At 68.0% G+C, this 22,821-nt stretch carries 22 protein-coding genes, 1 tRNA gene and 1 pseudogene; 9 read left to right on the top strand and 15 right to left on the bottom strand.

The genetic code is table 11. From position 1 onward, the window contains the following. Nucleotides 1-123 precede the first annotated feature (123 nt). Both ABGB18_RS48400 and ABGB18_RS48395 read right to left on the bottom strand, forming a co-directional pair. Nucleotides 124-762: a maleylpyruvate isomerase N-terminal domain-containing protein gene (locus ABGB18_RS48400; RefSeq protein ID WP_347702481.1), complete on the bottom strand. Its 639-nt coding sequence runs from the start codon at nt 760-762 to the stop codon at nt 124-126. A 130-nt stretch (nt 763-892) separates the two neighbouring features. Next, on the bottom strand, nt 893-1,621 hold the full coding sequence (locus ABGB18_RS48395; protein ID WP_347702480.1) for a nucleotidyltransferase domain-containing protein: 729 nt from the start codon (nt 1,619-1,621) through the stop codon (nt 893-895). 10 nt (nt 1,622-1,631) lie between these two features. On the opposite strand from ABGB18_RS48395, the gene ABGB18_RS48390 reads away from it, so the two are divergent. Then, a complete protein-coding gene (locus tag ABGB18_RS48390) occupies nt 1,632-2,447 on the top strand; it encodes an SDR family oxidoreductase (RefSeq protein WP_347702479.1) in 816 nt (271 codons plus the stop codon). Here the strand turns inward: ABGB18_RS48390 and ABGB18_RS48385 are convergent. Both ABGB18_RS48385 and ABGB18_RS48380 read right to left on the bottom strand, forming a co-directional pair. Then, on the bottom strand, nt 2,434-3,375 hold the full coding sequence (locus ABGB18_RS48385; protein ID WP_347702478.1) for a ribose-phosphate pyrophosphokinase: 942 nt from the start codon (nt 3,373-3,375) through the stop codon (nt 2,434-2,436). The two genes, ABGB18_RS48390 and ABGB18_RS48385, sit on opposite strands and share 14 nt — an antisense overlap. A gap of 33 nt (nt 3,376-3,408) precedes the next feature. Beyond that, nucleotides 3,409-4,047: an HAD family phosphatase gene (locus ABGB18_RS48380; protein ID WP_347702477.1), complete on the bottom strand. Its 639-nt coding sequence runs from the start codon at nt 4,045-4,047 to the stop codon at nt 3,409-3,411. Nucleotides 4,048-4,228: 181 nt separating this feature from the next. Here ABGB18_RS48380 and ABGB18_RS48375 point away from each other — a divergent pair, with 181 nt between their 5' ends. Further along, on the top strand, nt 4,229-6,013 hold the full coding sequence (locus tag ABGB18_RS48375; RefSeq protein WP_347702476.1) for an alkyl sulfatase dimerization domain-containing protein: 1,785 nt from the start codon (nt 4,229-4,231) through the stop codon (nt 6,011-6,013). A 75-nt stretch (nt 6,014-6,088) separates the two neighbouring features. On the opposite strand, the gene ABGB18_RS48370 is transcribed toward ABGB18_RS48375, so the two are convergent. Then, nucleotides 6,089-6,583, bottom strand: coding sequence for a hypothetical protein (locus ABGB18_RS48370; protein WP_347702475.1), 495 nt, complete (start codon nt 6,581-6,583; stop codon nt 6,089-6,091). Between the two features lie 264 nt (nt 6,584-6,847). Then, nucleotides 6,848-8,260 carry a cytosine permease gene (locus tag ABGB18_RS48365; RefSeq protein ID WP_347702474.1) on the bottom strand — a complete coding sequence of 471 codons (1,413 nt, stop codon included), beginning with the start codon at nt 8,258-8,260 and terminating at the stop codon, nt 6,848-6,850. Between the two features lie 231 nt (nt 8,261-8,491). Here ABGB18_RS48365 and ABGB18_RS48360 point away from each other — a divergent pair, with 231 nt between their 5' ends. Together ABGB18_RS48360 and ABGB18_RS48355 are read left to right on the top strand one after the other, a co-directional pair. Then, complete coding sequence (locus tag ABGB18_RS48360) at nt 8,492-9,937, top strand: MFS transporter (protein ID WP_347702473.1); 1,446 nt, start codon at nt 8,492-8,494, stop codon at nt 9,935-9,937. A 113-nt stretch (nt 9,938-10,050) separates the two neighbouring features. After that, complete coding sequence (locus ABGB18_RS48355) at nt 10,051-10,356, top strand: pyrophosphatase (RefSeq protein ID WP_347702472.1); 306 nt, start codon at nt 10,051-10,053, stop codon at nt 10,354-10,356. A gap of 179 nt (nt 10,357-10,535) precedes the next feature. Here ABGB18_RS48355 and ABGB18_RS48350 read toward each other — a convergent pair whose 3' ends face one another. Continuing rightward, on the bottom strand, nt 10,536-12,335 hold the full coding sequence (locus ABGB18_RS48350) for a bifunctional metallophosphatase/5'-nucleotidase (protein WP_347702471.1): 1,800 nt from the start codon (nt 12,333-12,335) through the stop codon (nt 10,536-10,538). Nucleotides 12,336-12,442: 107 nt separating this feature from the next. On the opposite strand from ABGB18_RS48350, the gene mshD reads away from it, so the two are divergent. Then, nucleotides 12,443-13,354 (top strand): mycothiol synthase, encoded by a 912-nt coding sequence (gene mshD, locus ABGB18_RS48345; RefSeq protein ID WP_347702470.1) that lies wholly within the window; start codon nt 12,443-12,445, stop codon nt 13,352-13,354. A 16-nt stretch (nt 13,355-13,370) separates the two neighbouring features. On the opposite strand, the gene ABGB18_RS48340 is transcribed toward mshD, so the two are convergent. From ABGB18_RS48340 to dcd, 3 genes are all read right to left on the bottom strand, one after another. Further along, nucleotides 13,371-14,375: an inorganic phosphate transporter gene (locus ABGB18_RS48340; RefSeq protein WP_347702469.1), complete on the bottom strand. Its 1,005-nt coding sequence runs from the start codon at nt 14,373-14,375 to the stop codon at nt 13,371-13,373. Between the two features lie 6 nt (nt 14,376-14,381). Further along, nucleotides 14,382-14,999: a DUF47 family protein gene (locus ABGB18_RS48335; RefSeq protein WP_347702468.1), complete on the bottom strand. Its 618-nt coding sequence runs from the start codon at nt 14,997-14,999 to the stop codon at nt 14,382-14,384. Nucleotides 15,000-15,595: 596 nt separating this feature from the next. Next, the gene (dcd, locus tag ABGB18_RS48330; protein WP_347702483.1) at nt 15,596-16,171 is read right to left on the bottom strand and encodes a dCTP deaminase; all 576 of its coding nucleotides are present in this window, start codon (nt 16,169-16,171) and stop codon (nt 15,596-15,598) included. Nucleotides 16,172-16,272: 101 nt separating this feature from the next. On the opposite strand from dcd, the gene ABGB18_RS48325 reads away from it, so the two are divergent. Continuing rightward, a tRNA-Gly gene (locus ABGB18_RS48325) sits at nt 16,273-16,343 on the top strand. A gap of 103 nt (nt 16,344-16,446) precedes the next feature. Here ABGB18_RS48325 and ABGB18_RS48320 read toward each other — a convergent pair. Beyond that, complete coding sequence (locus ABGB18_RS48320; RefSeq protein WP_347702482.1) at nt 16,447-16,836, bottom strand: tyrosine-type recombinase/integrase; 390 nt, start codon at nt 16,834-16,836, stop codon at nt 16,447-16,449. A 169-nt stretch (nt 16,837-17,005) separates the two neighbouring features. On the opposite strand from ABGB18_RS48320, the gene ABGB18_RS48315 reads away from it, so the two are divergent. Then, nucleotides 17,006-17,833, top strand: coding sequence for an inositol monophosphatase (locus ABGB18_RS48315; RefSeq protein WP_347702467.1), 828 nt, complete (start codon nt 17,006-17,008; stop codon nt 17,831-17,833). 37 nt (nt 17,834-17,870) lie between these two features. On the opposite strand, the pseudogene ABGB18_RS48310 reads toward ABGB18_RS48315, so the two are convergent. Then, nucleotides 17,871-19,707, bottom strand: a pseudogene (locus tag ABGB18_RS48310) (IS481 family transposase). A gap of 96 nt (nt 19,708-19,803) precedes the next feature. Here ABGB18_RS48310 and ABGB18_RS48305 point away from each other — a divergent pair. Both ABGB18_RS48305 and ABGB18_RS48300 read left to right on the top strand, forming a co-directional pair. Further along, the gene (locus tag ABGB18_RS48305; protein WP_347702466.1) at nt 19,804-20,073 is read left to right on the top strand and encodes a type II toxin-antitoxin system RelE/ParE family toxin; all 270 of its coding nucleotides are present in this window, start codon (nt 19,804-19,806) and stop codon (nt 20,071-20,073) included. 3 nt (nt 20,074-20,076) lie between these two features. Next, on the top strand, nt 20,077-20,409 hold the full coding sequence (locus ABGB18_RS48300) for a helix-turn-helix transcriptional regulator (protein WP_347702465.1): 333 nt from the start codon (nt 20,077-20,079) through the stop codon (nt 20,407-20,409). Nucleotides 20,410-20,846: 437 nt separating this feature from the next. Here ABGB18_RS48300 and ABGB18_RS48295 read toward each other — a convergent pair whose 3' ends face one another. The 3 genes from ABGB18_RS48295 to ABGB18_RS48285 all read right to left on the bottom strand — a co-directional run bounded on the left by ABGB18_RS48295 (nt 20,847) and on the right by ABGB18_RS48285 (nt 22,303). Further along, nucleotides 20,847-21,146, bottom strand: coding sequence for a helix-turn-helix transcriptional regulator (locus ABGB18_RS48295; RefSeq protein ID WP_347702464.1), 300 nt, complete (start codon nt 21,144-21,146; stop codon nt 20,847-20,849). Between the two features lie 5 nt (nt 21,147-21,151). Beyond that, a complete protein-coding gene (locus tag ABGB18_RS48290; protein WP_347702463.1) occupies nt 21,152-21,496 on the bottom strand; it encodes a type II toxin-antitoxin system RelE/ParE family toxin in 345 nt (114 codons plus the stop codon). A gap of 348 nt (nt 21,497-21,844) precedes the next feature. After that, nucleotides 21,845-22,303: a helix-turn-helix domain-containing protein gene (locus ABGB18_RS48285; RefSeq protein ID WP_347702462.1), complete on the bottom strand. Its 459-nt coding sequence runs from the start codon at nt 22,301-22,303 to the stop codon at nt 21,845-21,847. Nucleotides 22,304-22,821: the final 518 nt, after the last annotated feature.

Genomic DNA, 22,821 nt, shown 5'->3' with positions numbered 1-22,821 from the left:
AGGTCCGCGCGGGTCACAGCCCCGACACACTCAGCGCGTTCAGGCATTCACATACCGTGGCACCCATCGGCGAGCTCCCGCAGGAGAATCTATGAGACCAGACCGCGATCTAGCGGAGTAGTACTAGAAGGCGCTTATCGTGGCCGGGGCGCGTTCGGCGCGGCTCAGGGTGCGGATGACCGCCGTCGGCCCGTGCCGATGCACGGCCAGGCGGGCCAGCAGCTCGACCACGGGCTCGATCACCGACGCGGGCAGCTCGGGGGTCTCGACGCCCACGCTGGAGGCCAGGTCGTCGGAGTGCACCACCAGCTCCACCAGCCGGGTGAGCAGGAAGTCGTCGAGCTGGAGCGACCAGCCCGTCCACGGCAGGTTCACGACCCGGTCCGCGGGCTCCGCGGGCAGCCCGGCCGCCTGCTGGTCGAGCAGGGACTGCGTCTTCTCGACCAGGGTCGCGGGCCCGTCGGCGGCGGCCGCCTCGCCGCCGCGCCTGACGCTCACGTTGCTCTCGTGGTCCAGCCCCGCCTGCACCCACGGTGACATCGAATAATGCTCGATGAGCCGGATCGGCGCGCGCTCGGCCCCATTGGACGCGAGCACGTCACCGACTCTGACGAGCTGATGAGCCAGGTGTCCCGCCAGCCCCGCGACGCTGAACTCCGTGAGCGCGCTCGGCTTGTGCCAGGCCGAGCCCACCGCGGGATCGCGCAGAAGCGAGACCGCCGACGTCGCCGCCACCAGATAGGACTGCCTGATTTCCCCCATTGCCGCCCTTCCCGGATTCCAGGTGGTAATTCGGGCCAAGACTATCGCCCACAATCCGCGCTCGCGCGGGCATTCTGCCTAGTGAGACGGCCGACCGGCGAAACGGCCCGGCAGACGAATCCGCGCGGGCTCAGGCCAGCTCCTGCTTGATCGCCGACCTGATGAACGCCCGAGCCAGCCGCCCCCGCCTGAACCTGCTCAGCACCGGAGCCGGCGTCCCGTACCGGCGGGCGCGCACGTCGGCCACCACCTTCTCCGGCGCGCCCAGCTCGGCCAGCACGTCGAGGGCCTCCCGCTTGCTGATCAGGCGCCCCTCCCGCAGCGTCACCGTGGCCCTGGCGACCGTGACCATGCCGAGGTCCACCCACACGTCGCGCAGCCACCGCCGCCGCCCGCGCGTCTTCTCCAGCCAGAAGTCACGCAGGTCCGCCCGGACGAACGCGGCCAGCTCCGCGTCCGGCACCGGCGGCAGCAGCCCGCCGGGCGGCGACCCGAACAGCACCCGTCCGGCCTCGTGCAGCTCGCGCCGCGTGATCGCGGTGACGGTCCTGCGGTAGATCTCCTGGTGCGCCCACGTCACATGCTCGACCGCGTGGTCGGCCAGCTCCTGCCTGGCCATGTAGGAGCAGTGCAGCCGGTCGGCCAGCGGCAGGTCGAGCGAGCGGTGCAGGGCCTTGATCCGGCGCCACTGCTCCATCGTCACGGGCGAGTCGACGATCGCGACGAGGTCCAGGTCGCTGCGGCCCTCCTGGTAGTCGCCGGCTCCGAGCGAGCCGTGCGCCCACAGCGCCACCAGGGGAACGGCCGGCTCGACGCCTTCGAGAAATCGCCTTAGCAGGCGCTCCGTCGCTGCGTGCATGATGGCCACTATGATCGATACACGCCTGACAGGGAAAGTCGCGCTGGTCACCGGCGCCAACCAGGGCATAGGCGCGGCCGCCGCGACGGCCCTGGCCGCCGAAGGTGTCGCGGTCTTTTTGACCTACAAGCGCCTGCCCGCGCTGAACGAACCCGCCTACACGCCCGAATACGACCGGGCCCGTGGTGCGGACGCGGGCGACGTGGTGGGGCGCATCCGCGCGGCGGGCGGCACAGCCGAGGCCGTGGAGGCCGACCTCGCCGACCCGGCGACCCCTCAGGATCTGTTCGACCAGGCGGAACGGGTGCTCGGCCCGGTGCAGATCCTGGTCAACAATGCCAGCGGCTGGCTCAGCGACACCTTCGCCGCGCAGGAGCGCGACGGTTTCGGCCGCCCGCTCAGGCCCGTGGACGCCGAGTCGCACGAGCGGCTGTTCGCGGTGGACGTACGGGCGCCCGCCCTGCTGATCTCCGAGTTCGCGCACAGGCACATCGAGCGCGGCGCGGACTGGGGCCGGATCATCGGCCTCACCTCCGGCAGCCCGCAGGGCTTCCCCTCCGAGGTGTCCTACGGCGCGGCCAAGGCGGCCCAGGAGAACTACACGATGTCCGCCGCGCACGAACTCGGCAGGTACGGCATCACCGCCAACATGATCCACCCGCCCATCACCGACACCGGCTGGATCAACGATGAGGTGGAGAAGCTGGCCACCACCAGCACCCCCCTGCGATCCGTGGGCCGGCCGGAGGACGTGGCCGAGGTGATCACGTTCCTGGCCTCTCACCAGGGGCGGCGGGTCACCGCGCAGATCGTCAGGATGTACTGAACAGGGCGCTCACCGACTCGCCGTCGTGGATGCGGCGCATGGCCTCGGCCAGGGCGGGCGCGATCGACAGCACGGTGAGCTTGTCATCGGCGTGGGCGGGGGGCGGCACGGTGTTGGTGCAGACGATCTCCTCGACCTCGGGCCGCGCCCTCAACCGCTCGATCGCCCCGCTCGCGAACAGCCCGTGCGTGCACGCCACCCGTACCGAGCGGACCTGCTGCTCGCTCAGCCGGTCGAGCAGCTCCAGGACCGTGCTGCCCTTGGCGATCTCGTCGTCCAGGATGATCACGTCCTTGCCCTTCACGTCGCCGATCACGGAGCTGATCACCACCCGGTCATCCGCGAAGCGCTGCTTGGCGCCCATCGCGACGTCTGTGCCGAGCAGGCGGGCGAAGTGGGCGGCCTCCTTGGCGTTGCCGAGGTCGGGGGAGACGACGACCGTGTTCGACAGGTCGTACCGGTTGAAGTGCGCGGCCAGCTCGCGCAGGGCGTGCAGGTGGTCGACCGGCACGCTGAAGAAGCCGTGCACCTGCGGTGAGTGCAGCGTCATCGCCAGCACCCGGCTGGCGCCGGCGGCCACCATCAGGTCGGCGACCAGCCGCCCGCCGATCGAGATGCGCGGAGCGTCCTTTTTGTCGCTCCGTGCGTAGGCGTAGTGCGGAAGCACGACGGTCGTGCGGGCGGCGGACGCGCCGCGAGCCGCGTCGAGCATCAGCAGCAGCTCGACCAGGTGCTCCTGCACGGGCGGCACCAAGGGCTGGATGAGGAACACGTCGCGCTCCCGGCAGTTGGCCTGGAGCTGGACTTCGAGAACGTCGTTGGCGAAGCGGTTGACCTGCACTGGGTGGAGAGGTGTGCCGAGGTGTTTGCAGATCTCCTCGGCCAGGTAAGGGTGGGCGCTGCCGCTGAATACCGTGATGTCTCGCACGATTCAGTAAGCATAGTCACCGGCATCACAATGTCACGAGAGGGTCTCCACGGTAAGCGCGTCGAGGTCGGGAACGACTCGCCAGGCCAGGGCGAGGGCGTCCGGGGCCGGAGGGTAGCGCGGGTGGGGGATGGCGACCACGCGCATGCCCGCCGCGTGCGCGGAGCGCAACCCGTTGCTGGAGTCCTCGACCGCCACGCACTCGCCGGGATCGACCGCCAGCCGCCGGGCCGCCTCCAGGTAGCCGTCGGGGGCGGGCTTGCCACGCGGGACCTCCTCGGTGGACACGGTGGCCGCGAAGCACTCCACCAGCTCAGCCTCGGCCAGCACCGCGTCGATCAGCGTACGGGGGGACGAGCTGGCCAGACCCAGTGTGACCTGGCCGGACATTCGCCTGACCGTCTCCACCGCGCCCGGCATCAGCGGCACCCCGGCACGGTAGCGGGCGGCCATCCGCTCCACCACGGCGCGGGCGATCTCGCCGGCCGGCATCCCCACTCCCAGCGAACGCAGGTACGCGGCCCACTCCGCGGTGCTCATGCCCATGAGCCTGGACTGGGTGTCCGGCTGCCAGGTCCCGCCGTGTTCGGCGACGAACGCCCGCCGCACCTCCTCCCAGACCGGTTCGGAGTCCACCAGCACACCATCGAGGTCGAACACACAAGCTCGCATGGTCCCTTAGTAAACCCGACCACTCACCGGCCCGCTTGACGCTGCCCGGCGACCGCATCCACGCTCCGGACGAGCGGGTCCGGCTGCCGGCGCTCTGGCGTCTGTCCCTATTGCCCGAGATTCATGCTAAAAGGGGCTTTTATTGGGCTTTGCGGGTCGAATACCGGGCATGCCGCTCGACATGGCAGATCTTCCATTCGGCGACAAGCGCGACTTCGAGGACGCGGACCGCGGCTTCCTGGCGAAGCTCGACCCGACCGTGATCAAGACCGCCGACGGCAGGGTGGTCTGGGATGACTCCTACGGATTCCTCCGGGACGACTGCCCCGACACGGCCCATCCCAGCCTCTGGCGGCAGGCCCAGCTTTCCGCCAGACACGGCCTGTACGAGGTCTGCGACGGCGTCTACCAGGTACGCGGCCTGGACCTGGCGAATATGACCCTGGTCGAGGGCGAGCGCGGCGTGCTCGTGCTCGACCCCCTGCTCTCCACCGAGTGCGCCGCCGCCGCGTTCAAGCTCTACCGCGCCCACCGCGGCGACCGCCCCATCACCGGCGTCGTCTACACGAGCGCGAACGCCGGCCACTACGGCGGCGCCCGCGGCGTCACCGACGGCGGCGTGCCGATCGTGGCCGCCGCCGGTTTCATGGACCACGCGGTCGCGGAGCACCTCTACGCGGCCCCCGCCATGGCCCGCCGCTCCGTCTACCAGTACGGACTTGCCCTGTCGCGCTCCTCCGAGGGGCAACTCGGCTGCGGCCTGGGCCTGGCCGCCTCCACCGGAACCACGTCGCTCATTCCGCCCACCATCGAGGTCACCTCCAGCGGCCAGGAGGAGCGGATCGACGGCGTGCGGATCGTCTTCCACCGCGGTGCCCTCGCGGAGCTCAGCCTGCTCTTCCCGGACCGCCGCGCCCTGTGCCTGGCAGACAGCGCCGGCCGCGCCCAGCACAGCCTCCTGCCGCTGGGCGGCGCATCCGTCCGCGACGCCCGCGCGTGGGTGCGCCACCTGACCGAGGCCGTCGCGCTGTTCGGCGGACGCGCCGACGTGGCCTGTGCCGCACACCACTGGCCCCTGTGGGGCCGCGACCACATCGTGCGCTTCCTCACCCAGCACCGCGACCTGTACGCCTACCTGCACGACCAGACCCTGCGCCTGCTCAACAGGGGCCTGACAGGCCCCGAGATCGCCGAGACGCTACGCCTTCCGCCCGAATTGGAGCGGTGCTGGCACCTGCGCGGCTACCACGGCTCGGCCGGTCACAACGCCAAGGCCGTCTACCAGCGCTACCTGGGCTGGTTCGACGGCAACCCTGCCCACCTGTGGGAGCACCCGCCGCGGGAGAGCGCGATCCGCTACGTGGAGTGCCTGGGCGGGGGAGCGGCGGTGGTGGCGTTCGCCCGGCGCTACATCGACGAGAACGACCTGCGCTTCGCCGCCCAACTGCTCAACCACGCCGTCTTCGCCGACGAGGGAAACAAGGAGGCACGCGACCTGCTCGCCGAGGTCTACACCCGCCTCGGCCACGGCGCCGAGAACGGCACCTGGCGCAACTTCTACCTCATGGGCGCCCTGGAACTGGCCGACGGCATCGTGCCGGTGGCCGCGGACGCCGCCCCGCCCGACTTCCTCGCCGCGCTGACCGTGGAGCAGATCTTCGACTCGATCGCCATCCGTCTCGACGGGCCGCGCGCCTGGCATGACCGGCTGTCCATCGACTGGTACGTGACCGACCTGCGGGAGCGGCACCGTACGACGCTGTCCAACGGCGCGCTGATCCACCAGATGAACCCGCTGGACGAGAGCGCGGACCTGACCCTGAAACTGACGAAGGCCCAGCTCATCGGGCTGCTGGCGGGCAAGGGCGTGGAGGGGGTGGAACGGGTGGGGAGCACGGCGGCCCTGCAACGGCTGATCGCCCTGCTCGACCGCCCACGACCCGACTTCGCCATCGTGACAGCCTGACCGACGAGGACCGTGCCCCCGCCCGGGGGCCTTTCTTGCCCCCGGGGACTTCCTGCCTTTGCCTCGGGGGATGGGCTACGCGTCGACCGCTTGGCTGGGTTGTCTGTCGGAGTGTCCCGCGGCGCTCAGCGACTTGCAGACCAGCGCCAGCAGCGTCATCACCACGGCTCCGACACCGGGCCCCACCACCAGCGGCACCGACACCCCGCCCGCGTGCCAGGCCGCCGCAAGGATCGCCGCCGACGTCAGCACGGTCACCCCGAACATCGCCAGCCACAACGGCAACAGATCCAGGTAGACGAACAACAACGGCAAGGCCAGCCACACGAACGGCGGCGCCACCATGGCCAGCGCCATCCATCCGTCCGTCACGGCGACCAGCCAGGCGCCTCGGACCCACGGCCACCTGATCGCCGGGCCCACGGCGTAGACCAGCCCGAGCGCCAGCCCACCCACGGCCTCGGCCACGCGGTCCTCGCCCAGCACGGCGATCACGGCGATCACCAGCAGCCCGCAGGTGGTCACGTGCACCGCCCACCGCAACAGCCGCAACGGAATGTCCAGCATCAATCACGAACAGTAACAAACGGCACGCCGACACGCGAGACACCCCGGAGGACAGAGGGTCGGGTGGTTGACGGGTGCCGGTTCGGTGGTGGGTGGACGTGTGGCGGCTGTCGGGCCGGCAACGGGTGACGTGCGTTGGCGCCCTCACTTCCATCCCGGCCCGTGACCCGCCTCCGGCGTTACCCGGAGGGCCACGAAGGCCGCGGTGACGTGCTCTGCCTCCAGCGCGGGTCCTGGATGCGTGAATGCGGGTAAGCGGCGTGAGGGTCAGTGGGTGGTGGGTCGGCGGCGGGTGAAGGTGGTGAGGGCGAAGTACAGGGCACCTGCCAGTACGAGGGCGACCACCACCCCGATGTTCGCGGCCCCGAACGTGCCGTCCGCCAGTTCGTCGCTCATCAGGAAGCCGAGGACCTTGGCGATGTTGGCGTCGGCCGAGGTGATCAGTCCGAGTCCCACGATCGAGGCCACCACCAGCGACACCAGCCCCGGCCAGTGGAGGGCGGGTCCACCCGGCCGGAGCAGGCGCTCGTCGTAGGACCGGCCGTCGGCCCGCAACCGCCACATGTCCACCAGGAAGATCGCGACCCAGGCCGCCATCACCACGCCGACGATCGCCAGGAACGCCTGGAAGGTGGCGAGGAAGCTGGTGGAGACGAACAGCAGGTAGTAGCCGCCCAGCACCATGAGCACGCCGTCGATCAGCACCGCGTAGTGCCGCCTGACCGGCACGCCGAGCGCCAGCATCGACAGCCCCGACGAGTAGATGTCCATGATCGCCCCGGCCAGGAACCCGCCGATGGCGGTCAGCAGGTATGGCAGCAGGAACCACGTCGGCAACGCCCCGGCCAGCGCCGCCACCGGATCACCCGCCGCCGCGCCGGCCAGTTCCGGATCCCCGCCCGCCAGCAGCACCCCGAACACGAGCAGGACGATCGGCGGCAGCGCGCCCCCGAGCGTCGTCCACCACGCCACGGACCGTCCGCGCGACCCGGCCGGCAGGTATCGGGAGTAGTCGGCCCCGCAGTTGACCCAGCCGAGCCCGAGCAGGGTCATGGCGAAGATCACCCCGCCCACCCAGCCACCGGGCCCAGCCGTGGTCTCCAGGTCCCCGCCGAGCCTCGGCGCCATGAGGATCATGTAGACGACGGTGAGCACGACGAACGCGTACGTCAGGTACCGCTGCACCACCATGATCATCGCGTGCCCGTACACACCGATCGTGATCACCACCACCGCCGCGACGGCGAAACAGACGGCGGTGGCCGTGGTGGCCGGGATGCCCGGCGCGATCCGGCCGAGGATGGCGGCCCCGCTCTGCGCGGAGAGCGTGACCAGCACGATCTCCCAGCCGACGTTGGAGATGTAGGAGAAGGCGGCGGGCAGCTTGTTGCCCTGGTACCCGAACGGCGCCCGCCCCAGCGTCATCGTCGGCACCCCGGACCTGGCGCCGCCGATCGCGACCAGCCCGACCAGCAGGAACGACAGCACGTACCCGATGATCCCGACGATGATCGCCGGCACCACGCCCAGCCCGAGCCCGACGATGTACACGCCGAACGCGACCCCGAACAGCGACAGGTTGGCGCCCGCCCAGGGCCAGAAGAGATCGCTCGGCCGCCCGCGCCGCTCGGCGGCGGGGACGGCGTTAATGCCGTTCTGTTCGACGGCCATCGTGTCCATGCAGGGACGTTACCCGGATTTGGTGCAGACAAGAACATTTACTGCACTGTTGGGCTGTTTAGTGATGAAGTGAACCCTGGGGGGTGGAGGCGGAATGGTGGGGGCCACTGGGGCAAAGAAATGATTAGAGGCTTATATTTCATGACTTGGTGGGCATCATGAGCGCCATGCGGTAGTCGTACCGTCTTCTGCTGCCGTGGTGCGGTGAGGAGGAGAGACGGAGAGGTTGCCGTGACGGGGGCGTCCAAGGTGGACACGCGGAAGCGCGCACTGGCCGTGTGCCTGACGGCGGCGTTCATGACGGGGCTGGACGTGAGCATCGTCAACGTGGCCCTGCCGTCGATCCGCTCCGCCCTGGGCGCGTCGGACGACGGGCTGCAGTGGACCGTGTCCGGGTACGCGCTCACGTTCGGACTCCTGCTGATCCCGGCCGGGCGGCTGGGGGACGCGCGGAGCCGGCGGACGGTCTTCATGTGGGGAGTGACGCTTTTCACGCTCTCCAGCGCCGCGTGCGGGCTCGCCCCGTCGATCCACGTGCTGATCGTGGCCAGGCTCGTGCAGGGCTTGGCGGCCGGGATGCTGAATCCCCAGGTCTCGGGGCTGATCCAGCAGATGTTCCAGGGATACGAGCGGGGCCGGGCGTTCGGCGCCCTCGGGGCCACCATCGGCGTGTCCACGGCCGCCGGGCCGTTGCTCGGCGGGACGCTGGTCACCGCGTTCGGCGCCGATCACGGGTGGCGATTTGTGTTCCTGGTGAACGTGCCGATCGGGCTGGTGCTGCTGCCGCTGGCCCGGAAGCTGCTGCCGGCGCCGCAGGCCGTGCGCCAACGGCACCCGAGCATGGACCCGCTGGGCGTGGTGCTGCTGGGCGTGGGGGTGGCCAGTCTGCTGCTGCCGTTCATCCAGCGGAACCAGTGGGAGGGGGCGGGCAAGTGGTTGCTCGTTCCCGGCGCGCTGGTGGTGCTGGCCGGGTTCGTGGCGTGGGAGCGGTTCTACGGGCGGGACCCGCTGGTCGACCTGGCGCTGTTCGGCAAGCGCTCGTACCGGCTGGGGACGGCCATCGCGTTCTTCTACTTCTCCGGGTTCACGGGGATCTTCTTCATCTTCACGCTCTACCTGCAGAGCGGGGTCGGATACAGCCCGCTGTTGGCCGGGCTCTCGATCACGCCGTTCGCGCTCGGCTCGGCCACGGCCGCCATGATCGGCGGGCGACTGGTGGCGCGGATGGGGCGGTGGTTGGTGGCGTTCGGGCTGACCACGGTGATCGTGGGGCTCGCGGCGACGATGTGGGCCACCGCCCTGGTGCCCGGATACGGGGTGGGGCTGGCGACCGCGCTGCCGCTGCTGGTGGCGGGGGTGGGCAGCGGCCTGGTGATCTCCCCCAACCAGGCGATCACCCTGTCCGAGGTGCCGCCCGAGGGCGGGGGGAGCGCGGCGGGGGTGCTGCAGACCGGGCAGCGGCTGGGGTCGGCCATCGGGATCGCGGCGGCGGGCTCGACGTTCTTCGGCTCACTGGGGGAGGGCTGGGACACGGCGTTCCGGCACGGGCTGTCGGTGGTGCTCGTCTCGATCTTCATCGCCCTGTCGGCCGCCACCTGGGACCTCTACCGCACCTACCGCTCCCGCAGGTCCCCACTCCCGCCTGACCGCGACCCACGCAACCCGACTGCCGCATGACGGTGCCCGCGTCTCCTGGTGGGTCATCCCGCCGCGCGTGATCGTTGCGTTGGGTGACGGATGATGTGCCTTCGGCGACGAGAATCGTCGGTGGGGATTCCTATGCTGCTCGCATGGATCTACGCCGGCTTGCCCTCGAGATCGAATCCATCTCCAGCCGCTACGCGGCGAAGCTGGGCATCGAACGCGACGACACCTGGTTCCTGCTCAAGCTCCAGGAGGAGATGGGCGAGCTGACCCAGGCGTTCCTGATGCGCAGCGGCCGAGCCCGCACCAAGGGCCATTCGGCGGCCGAGCTGGACACCAACTTCCGAGCGGAGCTGGCCGACGTGCTGTGCCACGTGGTCCTCATGGCCCACCACCACGGGGTGGACCTACAAACGGAAATCGAACGCAAGTGGCTGGCCTGGAAGCATTGAGACGGGCGGGTTCGGGTGTGTGGGAAGCGCTGTGGCGGGTGGGGCCGCCCGCCGGTGAACGTTTCGCCGTTACGGCGGCCAGCCCCGCACAGGGTCAGAGAGCGTCTCCCTGGAGGGTCCTCAGCCCTGTGCGGTGGTTGGTGTGATGTTGGCCCCGCCGTACGAGATGGATGTTTGGGTCAGCCGACGGCGGTGATGCGGTTGGTGGCGGGCGGGGCGATCGGGGTGTTCTTGCCGAGGTGGTCGACGAAGGCGTCGATGTCCAGCGGGCCGCTCCACAGCTCCGTGCCGTCCTGGAAGGCGAGGAAGGCGTCGCCGCCGCCGACCAGGAAGTTGTTCGCCGCGACCCGGATGGACTGGGTGTCCGTCACCGGCGCCCCGTCGATCTTCATGTCCGACACCTTGGAGCCCCAGGCGGCGCCGCGGTTGTAGGTGTAGGTGAAGTTCGCCGAGGGCTGCAGGATCTTGGTGAACGTCTGGTTGTTCGGCCCGCCGGTGAACTGCTGCTCCAGCACCGTCTTGAGCTGCGCGCCGGTCAGCGTGACGACCTGCATGAGGTTGTTGAACGGCTGCACGGTGAACGCCTCCCCGTACGTGACGACGCCGTCGCCCTCCCCGGCCGGGGACCCCGCGTACGTCAGCGTGGCCCGGATCCCGCCCGGGTTCATCAGTGCGATCTGGGCGTTGCCCCCGGCCTTCGTGGCGGCGAGCTGGGCGTCGGCGATGAGGTCACCCAGCGGCGACTCGCCGGACGGCGCGGCCGCGTTAGTGATGTCGGCGCTGATCGTGCCGACCTGCTTGTTGGCGACGGACGCGACGCGGTCCTTCCACGTCTGTACGAACGCCGAAATTTCGGGATCCGGGGTTACCGTCCTGGTCACCACCTGGTTGTCCGCCACCACCGAGGCGCGGTCGATGTCCCGCGACTTGACGTTCACCTTCATGTCCACCTGCGTGATGACCCGCCCGAACGAGCCACCCTGCGAGAACAGGCGATCGTGACCCGCCGGATCCTTGACCGTGCACACGTACGCCTGGTGCGAGTGCCCGCTCAGCACGATGTCGACCTCGGGGTCCACCTGGGTGGCGATGCGGTTGCCCGCCCCCGGGGTCGCGCCGCAGGCGTCCGGCGACTGGTTGGCGGGGGCCTGGTCACCCTCGTGCACCAGCACGACCTGCGCCCGCACCCCCAGCAGCTTGAGCAGCTTGGAGGCGACGTTCGCGGCCTTGACCTCGTCCACGAACTTGAGGTCCTTGATCCCCTCGCCCGTGACGATGCTCGGCGTGGTCTGCGTGACGAGCCCGATGAACCCGATCGGCATCCCGTTCATCCACTTGATGGAGACCGGCGGCAGCGCGGGCACGCCCCAGTCGGACAGGAGCTTCTTGACCTTCTTGTCCTGTCCGAGCTTGTCCTGCCCGAGCGCGGCGAGCGCGTCGGTGCGCTCGTCCGGGTTCTTGAAGAGCACGTTCGCCCCGACATAGTCGAACTTCGCGCCCTTCCACGGACCCGCGGGCGAGCACCCGTCCACCGGGTGGCAGCCGCCCTTCATGATCCGCCGCAGCTCGGAATAGCCCTCGTCGAACTCGTGGTTGCCCACCGCGGCCACCTTGAGCCCCAGCTTGCCCATGAACTCGACCGACGGCTCGTCGTGGTACGCGGCCGAGATCAGCGGCGTCGCCCCGATGAGGTCGCCCTGGGCCACGGCGATGGTGTTCCGGTCGGTCAGCGCCTTCATGTGCGCGGCCACGTAGGCGGCCCCGCCGGCGTCGACGGTGTTGCCGTGCTCGTCCACCATGCGGCCGGAAGATCCGGTCGGGGGCTCGAGGTTGCCGTGGAAGTCGTTGAGCGCGAGCAGCCGGACGGGAACCGTCTTCGGGGCAGCCTTGCTGGCGTCCGCGGGGAGGGTGGCGAGCATGACCGCACCCGCGGCTACTGCTCCGGCCAGAGTCAGCCGGACAATGGAACGAGACGTCATGGCGGAGACGTTACGGCGGTAAGCCATGCAACCAATGTCGCAAAGGTAACGATTTGCCGGGCAGTCACATGGCGTTATTTGCCAGTCATACGCCTAGAGTTCGTTCTGTGAGTGTGCGCGTGAAGGTTCGAGAACGGCTTGATGACCAGGAGATCGCCGACGTGCTTGAGCTGGTCGAGGCGGCGACGGAGGCTGACGGCGTCCGCCCGCTCAACGAGCACGTGATGCTACACCTCCGCTACGGCGGCGACGCGCAGGCTCGCTCGCTGCTGCTGTATTCCGGCGTAAATCTAGCCGGATACGCCCATGTCGACCCCACCGACGAGGTCGAGGGGCCGAGCGTCGAGCTCGTCATCCACCCCTCCCACCGCCGCCAGGGCCACGGCACCCACCTCCTGAGATCGGTCATGGACCTGGCCGGCGGCAGGCCGCGTCTGTGGGCCCACGGCGATCACACGGGCGCGGGCGTGCTCGCGGCCAGGTTCGGCTTCGAACGGGTGCGCTCGCTCTGGCAGATGCGCCGCTCCCTGTTCGCCCCGCTGGCGCCGTTCGTCCTGCCGCCAGGGGTGCGGCTGCGCGCCTTCCTGCCCGGCCGGGACGAGGAGGCGTGGCTCAAGGTCAACGCCGCGGCCTTCGCCCACCACCCGGAGCAGGGCGCCTGGACGATGGAGGACCTGCTCCGGCGCGAGGAGGAGCCCTGGTTCGACGCCGAGGGCTTCTTCCTGGCCTTCCGCGGCGAGAAGCTCGCCGGCTTCCACTGGACGAAGATCCACGGCTCCTCCGACCACGGCCACGAGCCCCTGGGGGAGGTGTACGTCGTCGGCGTGGACCCCTCCCAGCAGGGCACCGGCCTGGGCAAGGCACTGACCCTGGCCGGCCTGGCCCACCTGCGCGCACGCGGCCTCGCCCAGGCGATGCTGTACGTGGACGAGGCCAACACGGCGGCGATCAGACTGTATGAGTCCCTCGGCTTCAACCGCTGGGACGTGGACGTGATGTACGCCCCAACGGGGGAGTGAAGCGTTCGAGGATGGGCTACTCCACGAGCCAGTGGAGGATGAAGTAGAAGACGGCGGCCACGAATGCGGCCGCCGGAATGGTGAGGATCCAGGCGGTCACGATGTTCCCCGCGACCCCCCACCGAACGGCGCTGAGCCGCTTGGTGGCCCCCACGCCCATGATCGCCGAGGTGATCGTGTGCGTCGTGGAGATCGGTGCCCCGAACTGGATGGCCGCCGCGTACAGCACGGTCGCCGCCGCCGACTCCGCGGCGAACCCCTGCGGCGGGTCGAGCGCGATGATGCGCCGCCCGAGCGTACGCATGATCCGCCAGCCACCCGAGTACGTCCCGAGCGAGATCGCCCCGGCGGCGGCCAGGATGACCCACTGCGGGATGCCGTCGCCCGGCTTGGCGAACCCGCCGACCACGAGTGCCAGGAAGATGACCCCCATGGTCTTCTGCGCGTCCTGCAGCCCGTGCCCGAGCGCCATCGCCGCGGCGGAGACGGTCTGCGCGTAGCGGAAGCCCCGGCTGGTCCTGCCCGGCTGGCTGTTGCGAAAGATCCAGTAGATTGCGATCATGATCACGGCGGCCAGCGTGAATCCGATCAGCGGCGACAGCACCATCGGGATGACGACCTTCGCGATGACCCCGTCCCAGTGCACGATGCTCGCCGAGGCCAGCGCCGAGCCCACGAGCCCGCCGATGAGCGCGTGGCTGGAGGAGGAGGGAAGGCCGAAATACCAGGTGATCAGGTTCCAGGCGATCGCGCCGATGAGCGCCGCGGCCACGACGACCAGGCCGTGTGACCCGTCCGGAGCGTCGACGATCCCTTTGCCCACCGTCTCCGCCACCTGGGTGCCCAGGTGGGCGCCGATGAAGTTCATGGCCGCGGCCATGAACAACGCGGCCCTGGGAGTGAGCGCCCGAGTCGAGACGGAGGTGGCGATGGCGTTCGCGGCGTCGTGGAACCCGTTGGTGTAGTCGAACGCCAGGGCGATGACGACCACGCCGATGACGAGGCCGAGCGTGAGGTCCACGAGGTCCTAGCTTTCCTTGACCGCGATGGACTCGACGGTGTTGGCCACGTGCTCGAAGGCGTCGGCCGCCTCTTCCAGCGCGTCGACGACCTCCTTCATCTTCATCACCGTGAGGGCGTCGTACTCGCCGCTGAACAGCTTGGCCAGCAGCCTCCGGTAGACCTGGTCACCCTGGTTCTCCAGGCGGTTGACCTCGATCCAGTATTCGTTGAGGTTCTTCATCGACCGTAGCCGCGGCATGGCCTCCGCGGTCAGCTCGGCGGCCCGCTCCAGCACTTCGACCTGCCGTACGACGTCCTTGGGCAGGTGGTCGATCTGGTACAGAACGATGAGGTCGGAAGCCGCCTCCATGGCGTCCATCACGTCGTCGAGGTTGGAGGCCAGCCGGTAGATGTCCTCGCGGTCGAACGGAGTGATGAAGCTCTCATTGAGCCGGTTCATGATCGCATGGGTACGTTCATCACCGGCGTGCTCGCAAGCGCGCATTTTCTCGGCCAGGGCATCCCTGTCCGATCCCTCGCTGATGATCTCTACCAGCAGGCGGGATGCCGTGACCAGGTTGTTCGCGGAGTCGGCGAACAGGTCGTAGTAGCTGTCCTCACGTGGCGTGAGACGCAGGCGCACGTCGTTCTCCAGATGTGCGGGGATGGTCCGTGCAAGAGGGTACGGGTTACCAGGAGAAATGCGAACTTCATGTCTTCTTCTCCTTCTGGCTACCCTACGTATGTCATACGACACCGCAGCTAGGTGTATGGTGCCCCCCATTTTCTCCAGAATCCCCGACCTGGCCGTACTTCCCGTACCCGCCCCTCGGCATTGCCCCTAATAACGCTGAGTAATCAACCGAGGTAATCGCCCCCAAATCCACCACCGCGCACCCCAGCGCCCGCCACACAACCCACCGCATTTTTACCTACGACCCCCGACGCGCAGGCCACCGCCCCCCACCGCAGGGCCAAGCCACCATCCCCACCCACCCGCCTGACCACCCCCGAGGTCAAGGCCACCCACCTCCACCCGGCCCAGGGAAGCCACCGCCTGGGTGGACCCCGCCCCCGGGGGAACCACCGCTTTTGGGGGAACCACCGCTTTTGGGGACCCTCGCCCCCCGAGAAGTCGCCGCCATGGTGAGCCCCCGCCCCCGGGAAAGCCACCGCCACGATGGACCCCCACCCCGGGAGAAACCCCACAAAGCCCCCCGGGGTTGCGAATCACATCACTCAGATCTTGGTCCGGTGAAAGTTCCTGAACGACCGAGACGGCGTGGGCCCACGCTGCCCCTGATACCGCGACCCGTACTTGTCGGACCCATACGGATGCTCAGCCGGCGAACTGAGCCGGAACACACACAACTGCCCGATCTTCATCCCCGGCCAGAGCTTGATCGGCAACGTCGCCACGTTGGACAACTCCAACGTGACGTGCCCGCTGAACCCCGGATCGATGAACCCCGCCGTGGAGTGCGTCAACAACCCCAGCCGCCCCAGCGAACTCTTCCCCTCCAGCCGCGAGGCGAGATCGTCCGGCAGCGTGATCACCTCATAGGTGGACGCCAGCACGAACTCCCCTGGATGCAGGATGAACGGGTCCTCCCCGGCAGGCTCGACCATCCGCGTCAGATCCGGCTGCTCCACCGAGGGATCGATGTGCGGGTAGCGATGGTTCTCAAACACCCGGAAGAACCGATCGAGCCGCACGTCGATACTGGACGGCTGAATCATCTCCGGATGGAACGGATCGAGCGCGAGCCGCCCGGAGTCGATCTCGGCGAGGATGTCCCGATCAGATAGCAACACGGAGAGCAACCTACCGTCAGCACGGGAACTCTGGGACCTCGGGATTGCTGATGTGGGCCAAGTTTCCGCTACAGTGTGGGGGACGCGACTTCGAGTCGCACGCGGGTGTAGTTCAATGGCAGAACATCAGCTTCCCAAGCTGACAGCGCGGGTTCGATTCCCGTCACCCGCTCTCATGCTGAGGCCCAGGTAGGGACATGAATCCCGACCCGGGCCTTGATTGTTTCCGGAGTTCTTCGATCTTCGCGGGCCATTAACGGGCCATTAGCTCCTGATCACCCTGCCGGGACCAGCGCGCCCGTCGTGCCCTCGTCGTCGTCATCGTCACGTGCCCCGAGTTGCCGCTCGATGGCGTTGGTGATCGCCTCGTCGGCTCCCCTGACTGCGTGCTGGTAGATCATGGCTGCCCGTACGTTGTCGTGTCCCATGCGAGCCATGAGGTCCTTCAGGCCCGCGCCGGACTCGGCGGCCAGCATGTTGCCCGTGTGCCTCAGATCGTGGGAGTGGAGCCCTGACAGGCCCATCTCCGAGACGACGTCCACCCATCGTGTGCGGGTGTTGAAGCCGCTGCGGCGTATCGGACCGCCCTTGGCCGCTGCGCGATCGGCTCGACACCACGTCGGCCCAGCGCCTTGAACTCCACGTCTACGACGAGACGATCCGATTCAATCTGATCATCGTGGACCGGGCGTTGTGTGTGGTCCAGCCGTACCTACCGCGGGTACGCGGAGTGGATTCACCTACCTTTGTGATGACGGACAACACCGCCGCAGAGGGGCTGTTCCCCATCTTCGACCAGGTGTTCAGGGATATGTGGGAGCGGAGCAAACCCGTATGACCATCGACGCCCGAACTCTTCTCCCCATCGCCGAACGAGCCGTCTCGATCGCCAGCGACATCATCCGAACCAAGGCTCCTGGCGTCATCACCGCCAAGGGGGACCGGGATATGGCTACCGAGGTGGATTACGCCGTCGAGCATGCCGTACGGGAGTTTCTGGCCCGCGAGACGCCAGAGATCGGATTTCTTGGCGAAGAAGAAGGCGTCATCCACTCGGGCGGCGGCCTGATGTGGGCGCTGGACCCCGTGGACGGAACAGCCAACTTCCTGCACGGCATCCCGCTCTGCGGCGTCTCCCTGGGCCTGATTGAAAAGGACACGCCCACTCTCGGCGTCATTGATCTGCCGTTCCTCGGTCTCCGCTATTCGGCGGCCGAGAATGTTGGCGCTTCCGCCAACGGATCTGTCATCCAGGTGAGTGAGGCCCGCGAGTTGCAGAGTGCGATCGTGGCGATCGGTGACTATGCCGTAGGGGAGAATGCCGATGAGCGGAACCGGCCGCGGCTTGCTCTAACCCAAGAACTCGCTGCTCGCGTCCAGCGCCTCCGAATGTTCGGCTCAGCCGCGATCGATCTCGCGTGGGTGGCGGACGGCAGGATCGACGCCAACATCATGCTCAGCAACAACCCGTGGGATACCGCAGCAGGGGTCATCATCGCCCGAGAGGCCGGAGCAGCGGTGGTCGATCTCGACGGCAGCCCGCACAGCATGACCGCCCATGCGACGATCGCCGCAAGCCCCAAGCTCGTAGCCGACCTCGTGGAACTCATCGCCGAGACCCGCAAGGCCGTGGTGTTCGACCGGATGTCTGGTCTCACTTGATGCTTGACGCTTTGGCATCGGATGATGCTTGACACTCCTAGCCGATCTTTCGCTTCTTAGTATGCGCCTGGGACTTGATCCGGGTGACCTCCTGGGTGGTGGTCCGGGGCACGACGCGGATGGGTTCGCCGTTGTCGCGGATGGTGATGTGGGTGTCGTCCACGGTCACGTCGAGGATCTTGCGGGCGTGGACCCGGCCGACCTGGATCTTCTGCCCGACGACCTGGAAGTGGCCGCGGCTGCAGACCACCCGTTGAACGGTGACGGGCTCGGTCGGAGCGCCGGGCGGTGGCCCGGCGGGGCGGGCGTTGCGCAGGGTGACGCACTCGGCGAGCGGGAGCGGGCAGGGCACGGCGCGCAGCAGCAGGCGATCCTCGTCCATGACGCGGGCGGTGATGCCGTCCAGGCGCACAATGACGCGTCGGCCGGCCAGGTGAGCGCCGATGCACAAGGCCCGACTGGCCAGGCTGATCGTGCCGATCGAGCTGACCTGCCGGTCGACCTCGACGGCGCTCGCCTCGATCGGCGGTTCGGGGACGGGCTCGTCCGGTGCCGGGCGGGCTTGGCCCGAGGCGAGCAGCGCGGCCAGGTCCTTGACGGTCAGCCGGGAGGCCACGCTCTTGAGCCGGCCGCCGCCGGTGGTGAACACGTGCAGCCGCTGGGTGCTGATCCACACGGTGATCGGCAGGCCCGCCCGATCGGGGCCGAGCCAGAGCTGCTGGCCGCCGATCGACAGGTTGCCCGAGGCGGGCACGATCCGATCGACCTCGATCGCCTGGCGCGACAGCGGATCGACCGTGCTCGTCAGGACGGGCTCGGGCCGTTCGGGCTGATCGCAGTTGTTGCCGACCGGAACCGAAAGATCCGCGGGCGCCGGAGCGGCTTCAGGAGCGGAATCGGTCACCGTGGTCAGGCCGGCGGGCAGGTGCAGTGGCAGTTCCCCGTCGGCCCGGCGCTGGTCGTCGCTGCGCTCGGTGAAGAACCGGTCGGCGGGGAAGGCCATGTCCAGCGCCTGATGCGGGCGGGCGGTGTTGTAATGCTCGGCGAAGGCGTCCATCTCGGCCTGGGCGGCCTCGATCGAGGCAAAGGGCAGCGCCTGCTCCAGTAGTTCGCGGCGCACGCTTTGATGGAAACGCTCGATCTTGCCCGGTGGTGGTCGGGGTCCTGGGCGCGGTGTGACGCAGTTTGATGCCGTTCTCCCGGCAGACCCGCTCGAACAGCACCTCACCCGCCTTCGGCCCGCCGAACCGGCCGGTGAACTGCTTGCCGTTGTCGGTCAGCACCTCCAGTGGCACCCCGTAGGCGCGCATCGCCTCGGCGAACGCCGCGCACACCATCCGCCCGGTCGGCCGGGCCACCACCGAGGCGATCACACAGAACCGGGAATGATCGTCCACCCCGGTGATCAGCTTGGCCTCGCTGCCATCGGCCAGCAGCAGCCCGCCCATGATGTCCATCTGCCACAACTGCATCGGCCCCGGACGCTCCCAGCGCCGGTAATCCTCGCGCCTGCGCCGCCGCGCCACAGGGTCGACGAGGCCGTTGCGCACCAGCACCCGGTAGATGCTGGCCCGCGACGGCAACGGCTCCACCCCACGTCGCCCCAGCTCCCACAACAGCGTGCGCGGCCCCCACCGCGGATGGGCCCGCCGCAGCTCGCAGATCAACGCCTCCACAGCGGCCGGGGTCTGCATGGGATGGGCCTTCGGCGCATGCGAGCGGTCGGCCAGCGCGGCCAGGCCGCCGTCTCGATACCGGCGCACCCAGGAGTGCACCGACTGCCGCGACACTCCATACCGTCCGGCCACGTCGGTGACCTTCGCTCCGGACAACACCTCGATCACCGCGTGATAGCGCTGCTCCACGACGCTCAACTCCACCAATGCCACCTGAGCCTCCCCCGAAGCGTCGATAACGCCACGAGCAGGCACAGATAACGATCAAGGTGTCAAGCATCAAGCGAGGCCAGTGTGTCAACCATCAAGCGAGACAGGACATACGGTCATGCGCGCGACTTGGGTGACGGGTTGTGGGAGTTGCGCTTCGATATCGCACACCACTCGGTGCGCCTCACCTACTGGCTGGACGAGGGTCGCCGGGCGGTGTTGCTGACCGTCTTCTACAAGACGCGAGATAGGCAGCCGCGCGATGTGGAGCGCGCCCGCAAGGCGATGGTTGATTGCATGGCCGGCGGCTTGGAGCATGGGGTCGCGCATCGGATCTATGGGGGAAGGAGCTGAGGGATGGTCGGGCATAGCAAGTGGAAGACGATCAAGGCCAAGCGGCTTGCCGGGGAGGAAGTGAATCCCGAGTACGCCGCGATGGTGGAGGAGGCACGGCTGGGGCAGGAACTCGGCGCGGCTGTTTACCACCGCCGGATCGAGTTGGGCCTGTCGCAGACGGAACTGGCCGAGCGGGCGGGCATGACGCAGCCGCAAGTCTCCCGCTTGGAGGGTGGAGCGCACATGCCGACGATTCCACTGATGGTGCGGTTGGCAGCGGCGTTGGAGATCGATGTGGTGATGCACGGTGACGTCTCGGCGCCAGTGGAGTTTCGGGCTATCACTGCCGCGTGAGGAAAGGGGATATCGTGACACCGAGCTACACGGTTGACCTGATGCGAAAGACTGGCCCGGCTTCCCCTTCGGGCGGGTCGATGGCAGACGGGATGATCAGGCGGGCAGGGCGCGCGTCGCGCGGGAAACACCAGGTCGCGGGCTGATCTCCGGGCCATTAGCGGGCCATTAAGGGCGGTTACGAGGGGGCAACCACGGTCACTCACGACCGGCCTTAGACCCAGGTCAACGCCCCCACGAGGCAAGATTCCTGCAGTTCCCAAGCTGACAGCGCGGGTTCGATTCCCGTCACCCGCTCTCACTAAGAAAAACCAGGTGAGGGAATGGTTCCCGGCCTGGCTTTGATCGTTTCAAGAGCTGTTCTCGATCTTCCGTCGCAACTAACGACGCAGTGTCGGCGGTCGGGCTGTGACTGCCGACACTGCTTTCGAGCGAGATCAGCCAGCCTCGCGCAGCGGTTGGAACTGGACGCTGAGCCGCATCTCTAGAGCGTCTGCCAGGCGCTCCAACATGGGGATGGTCGGCATGGTCCCCCCTGCCTCGAACCGTGCTACGGCCGGCTGTTTCAGCCCAGTGCGCTCCGCCAGTTCAGTTTGGGTCAGCCCTAGTTGCTCACGCCGCAGCCTCACAGCCTCGCCCAGTTCGAACCGGATCTTTGCTGCCTCGTAGGCCGCTCCGGCACCGGGGCGACTCAGTATTTCGGACTTCTTGTCGGCCCAAGTCCTGCGCTCGCTCACTCCGCTCACTCCTCATCAGTGGTGTGCGCCTCAGTGATACACCGCTGTATGGCCCGCCACGCACGATCGATCTCGGCAGTCTCGTGCATTCGCTGCTTGCGGAACACCGTCAGCATGATGATCCGTCTCCCCGGAGCGATCCAGTAGGTGATCCGCACTGCCTCTCGGTGGAGGTGAAACCGCAGCTCCCGTAGTTTGCCGCGGAGCTGACGAGTGTAGGGCTCGTCGAGCAGGACGCCACGAGCGGCCAGTAGGTCGATGTAGAACGCCGCCGTTTCCTGGTCTTCCTGATCAAGCGTGTCAAACCACTCATCAACCTCTGGTTCCAGCTCCACCTCTCCCCAGTTCATAACACGAACGTTATAGTGCAGGCAAGGGCAAGGCCTTGCAGAAGCGAAATTGCCCTGTTACGTGCCACATGGCTGGCGGACGATGTGCATTCGGGCGCCAATATCCCGTGGCCCTGGTCCGCTTCCTTCGGGTCGGTCGATGGAGGACGGGGATGATCGGGCGGGTGGGGTGCGCGCGTCACCCGGGAAACACCAGGTCGCGGGCTGATCTCCGGGCCATTAGCGGGCCATTAAGGGCGGTAACGAGGGGTCAACCACGGTCACTCACGACCGGCCGCCGGATCAGCAGGTCCCTTTGCGTGTTGCCGAATAGGGCGTTGGCGTCGTAGATCACGACAAAAGGCATGACTACAGTCCCAGTTCCTGGCCCAGTTCGCTCAGCTCGTCGGCCGCTGCTCTGCGCTTGACCGAGTCCTGACGCTTGTACTCCATGAGGTCGTCATGCCGGATTCGTCGATGCCTGCCGACCAGCCGGTACGGGATGGCGCCCGCCTCCAATAGACCGATGAGATACGGGCGCGAGACGTTCAGCATGGCTGCTGCCTGCTGTGTCGTCAGCTCCGCGTGCGACGGCATCACCTGCACGCCTCGCCCTTCGGCGACCTGAGCAAGAATGTAGGCCAGCATCGACACGGCTTCGCGCGGGAGGACCAAAGCGTCGTCGCCGACCACTTCTGCCGCAACCTCGATGGTCTTTTCCTCCGGATGTCGCATCAGATACTCCTTGATGCGATGCAGCGCCCGCTCTGACTGCTCCTGGTCAAGGCTGCCCGGTTTGATCGAGCTTGCCAGCTGCGTTCCTGCCATGTGTCTATCCTTCCCCACTGTAAGCGAAGTATCCGCAACAAGCGCAGCAAACGCAAGAGGCTCCGTCGATCTCGGCCTACCTGAGCTGGCGCTGTCACCAACGGATCCAACCTCCGAGCGGGCGATGCCCGTGAGTTGCAGACCGTAATCGTGGCCATTGACGATCCCATGCTGGGGACGGTCCGATGAGGCGGACAGGTGCGGGCGTCGCGCATGAGGCACTGGATCGCGGGCTGATCGCCGGGCCATTAGCGGGCCATAAAGAGGGGTACGAGGGGTCAAACACGGTCACTCAGGACCGGTCTCCCGTCCAGCTCGGCACCTCAGCGGGCCGTGATCGATGCAGTTCCCAAGTTGACAGCGCGGGTTCGATTCCTGTCAGCTGCTCCAGTGTGATGTCTCAGGACATCGGAAACCCTCGAACCTACGGGTTCGGGGGTTTCGTCGTGTTGGGGTTTGCCTGGGGTTGGTAGTCGCGGGTGGGGTCGATGGTCAGCTCGCGCAGGAGTTCCCCGGTG

Source organism: Nonomuraea sp. B12E4 (assembly GCF_039871825.1).
In the GTDB taxonomy this organism is placed as follows: Bacteria; Actinomycetota; Actinomycetes; order Streptosporangiales; family Streptosporangiaceae; genus Nonomuraea.
The sequence above is the reverse complement of the archived record's forward strand: the minus strand, read 5'-3'. Positions and strand labels throughout refer to the sequence as shown.

Coding starts and splice junctions, on each gene's coding strand:
- ABGB18_RS48400 (WP_347702481.1), bottom strand. CDS start 762: ATGGGGGAAATCAGGCAGTCCTATCTGGTGGCGGCGACGTCGGCGGTC.
- ABGB18_RS48395 (WP_347702480.1), bottom strand. CDS start 1,621: ATGCACGCAGCGACGGAGCGCCTGCTAAGGCGATTTCTCGAAGGCGTC.
- ABGB18_RS48390 (WP_347702479.1), top strand. CDS start 1,632: ATGATCGATACACGCCTGACAGGGAAAGTCGCGCTGGTCACCGGCGCC.
- ABGB18_RS48380 (WP_347702477.1), bottom strand. CDS start 4,047: ATGCGAGCTTGTGTGTTCGACCTCGATGGTGTGCTGGTGGACTCCGAA.
- ABGB18_RS48375 (WP_347702476.1), top strand. CDS start 4,229: ATGGCAGATCTTCCATTCGGCGACAAGCGCGACTTCGAGGACGCGGAC.
- ABGB18_RS48365 (WP_347702474.1), bottom strand. CDS start 8,260: ATGGACACGATGGCCGTCGAACAGAACGGCATTAACGCCGTCCCCGCC.
- ABGB18_RS48355 (WP_347702472.1), top strand. CDS start 10,051: ATGGATCTACGCCGGCTTGCCCTCGAGATCGAATCCATCTCCAGCCGC.
- ABGB18_RS48350 (WP_347702471.1), bottom strand. CDS start 12,335: ATGACGTCTCGTTCCATTGTCCGGCTGACTCTGGCCGGAGCAGTAGCC.
- ABGB18_RS48315 (WP_347702467.1), top strand. CDS start 17,006: ATGACCATCGACGCCCGAACTCTTCTCCCCATCGCCGAACGAGCCGTC.
- ABGB18_RS48300 (WP_347702465.1), top strand. CDS start 20,077: ATGGTCGGGCATAGCAAGTGGAAGACGATCAAGGCCAAGCGGCTTGCC.
- ABGB18_RS48290 (WP_347702463.1), bottom strand. CDS start 21,496: ATGAACTGGGGAGAGGTGGAGCTGGAACCAGAGGTTGATGAGTGGTTT.
- ABGB18_RS48285 (WP_347702462.1), bottom strand. CDS start 22,303: ATGGCAGGAACGCAGCTGGCAAGCTCGATCAAACCGGGCAGCCTTGAC.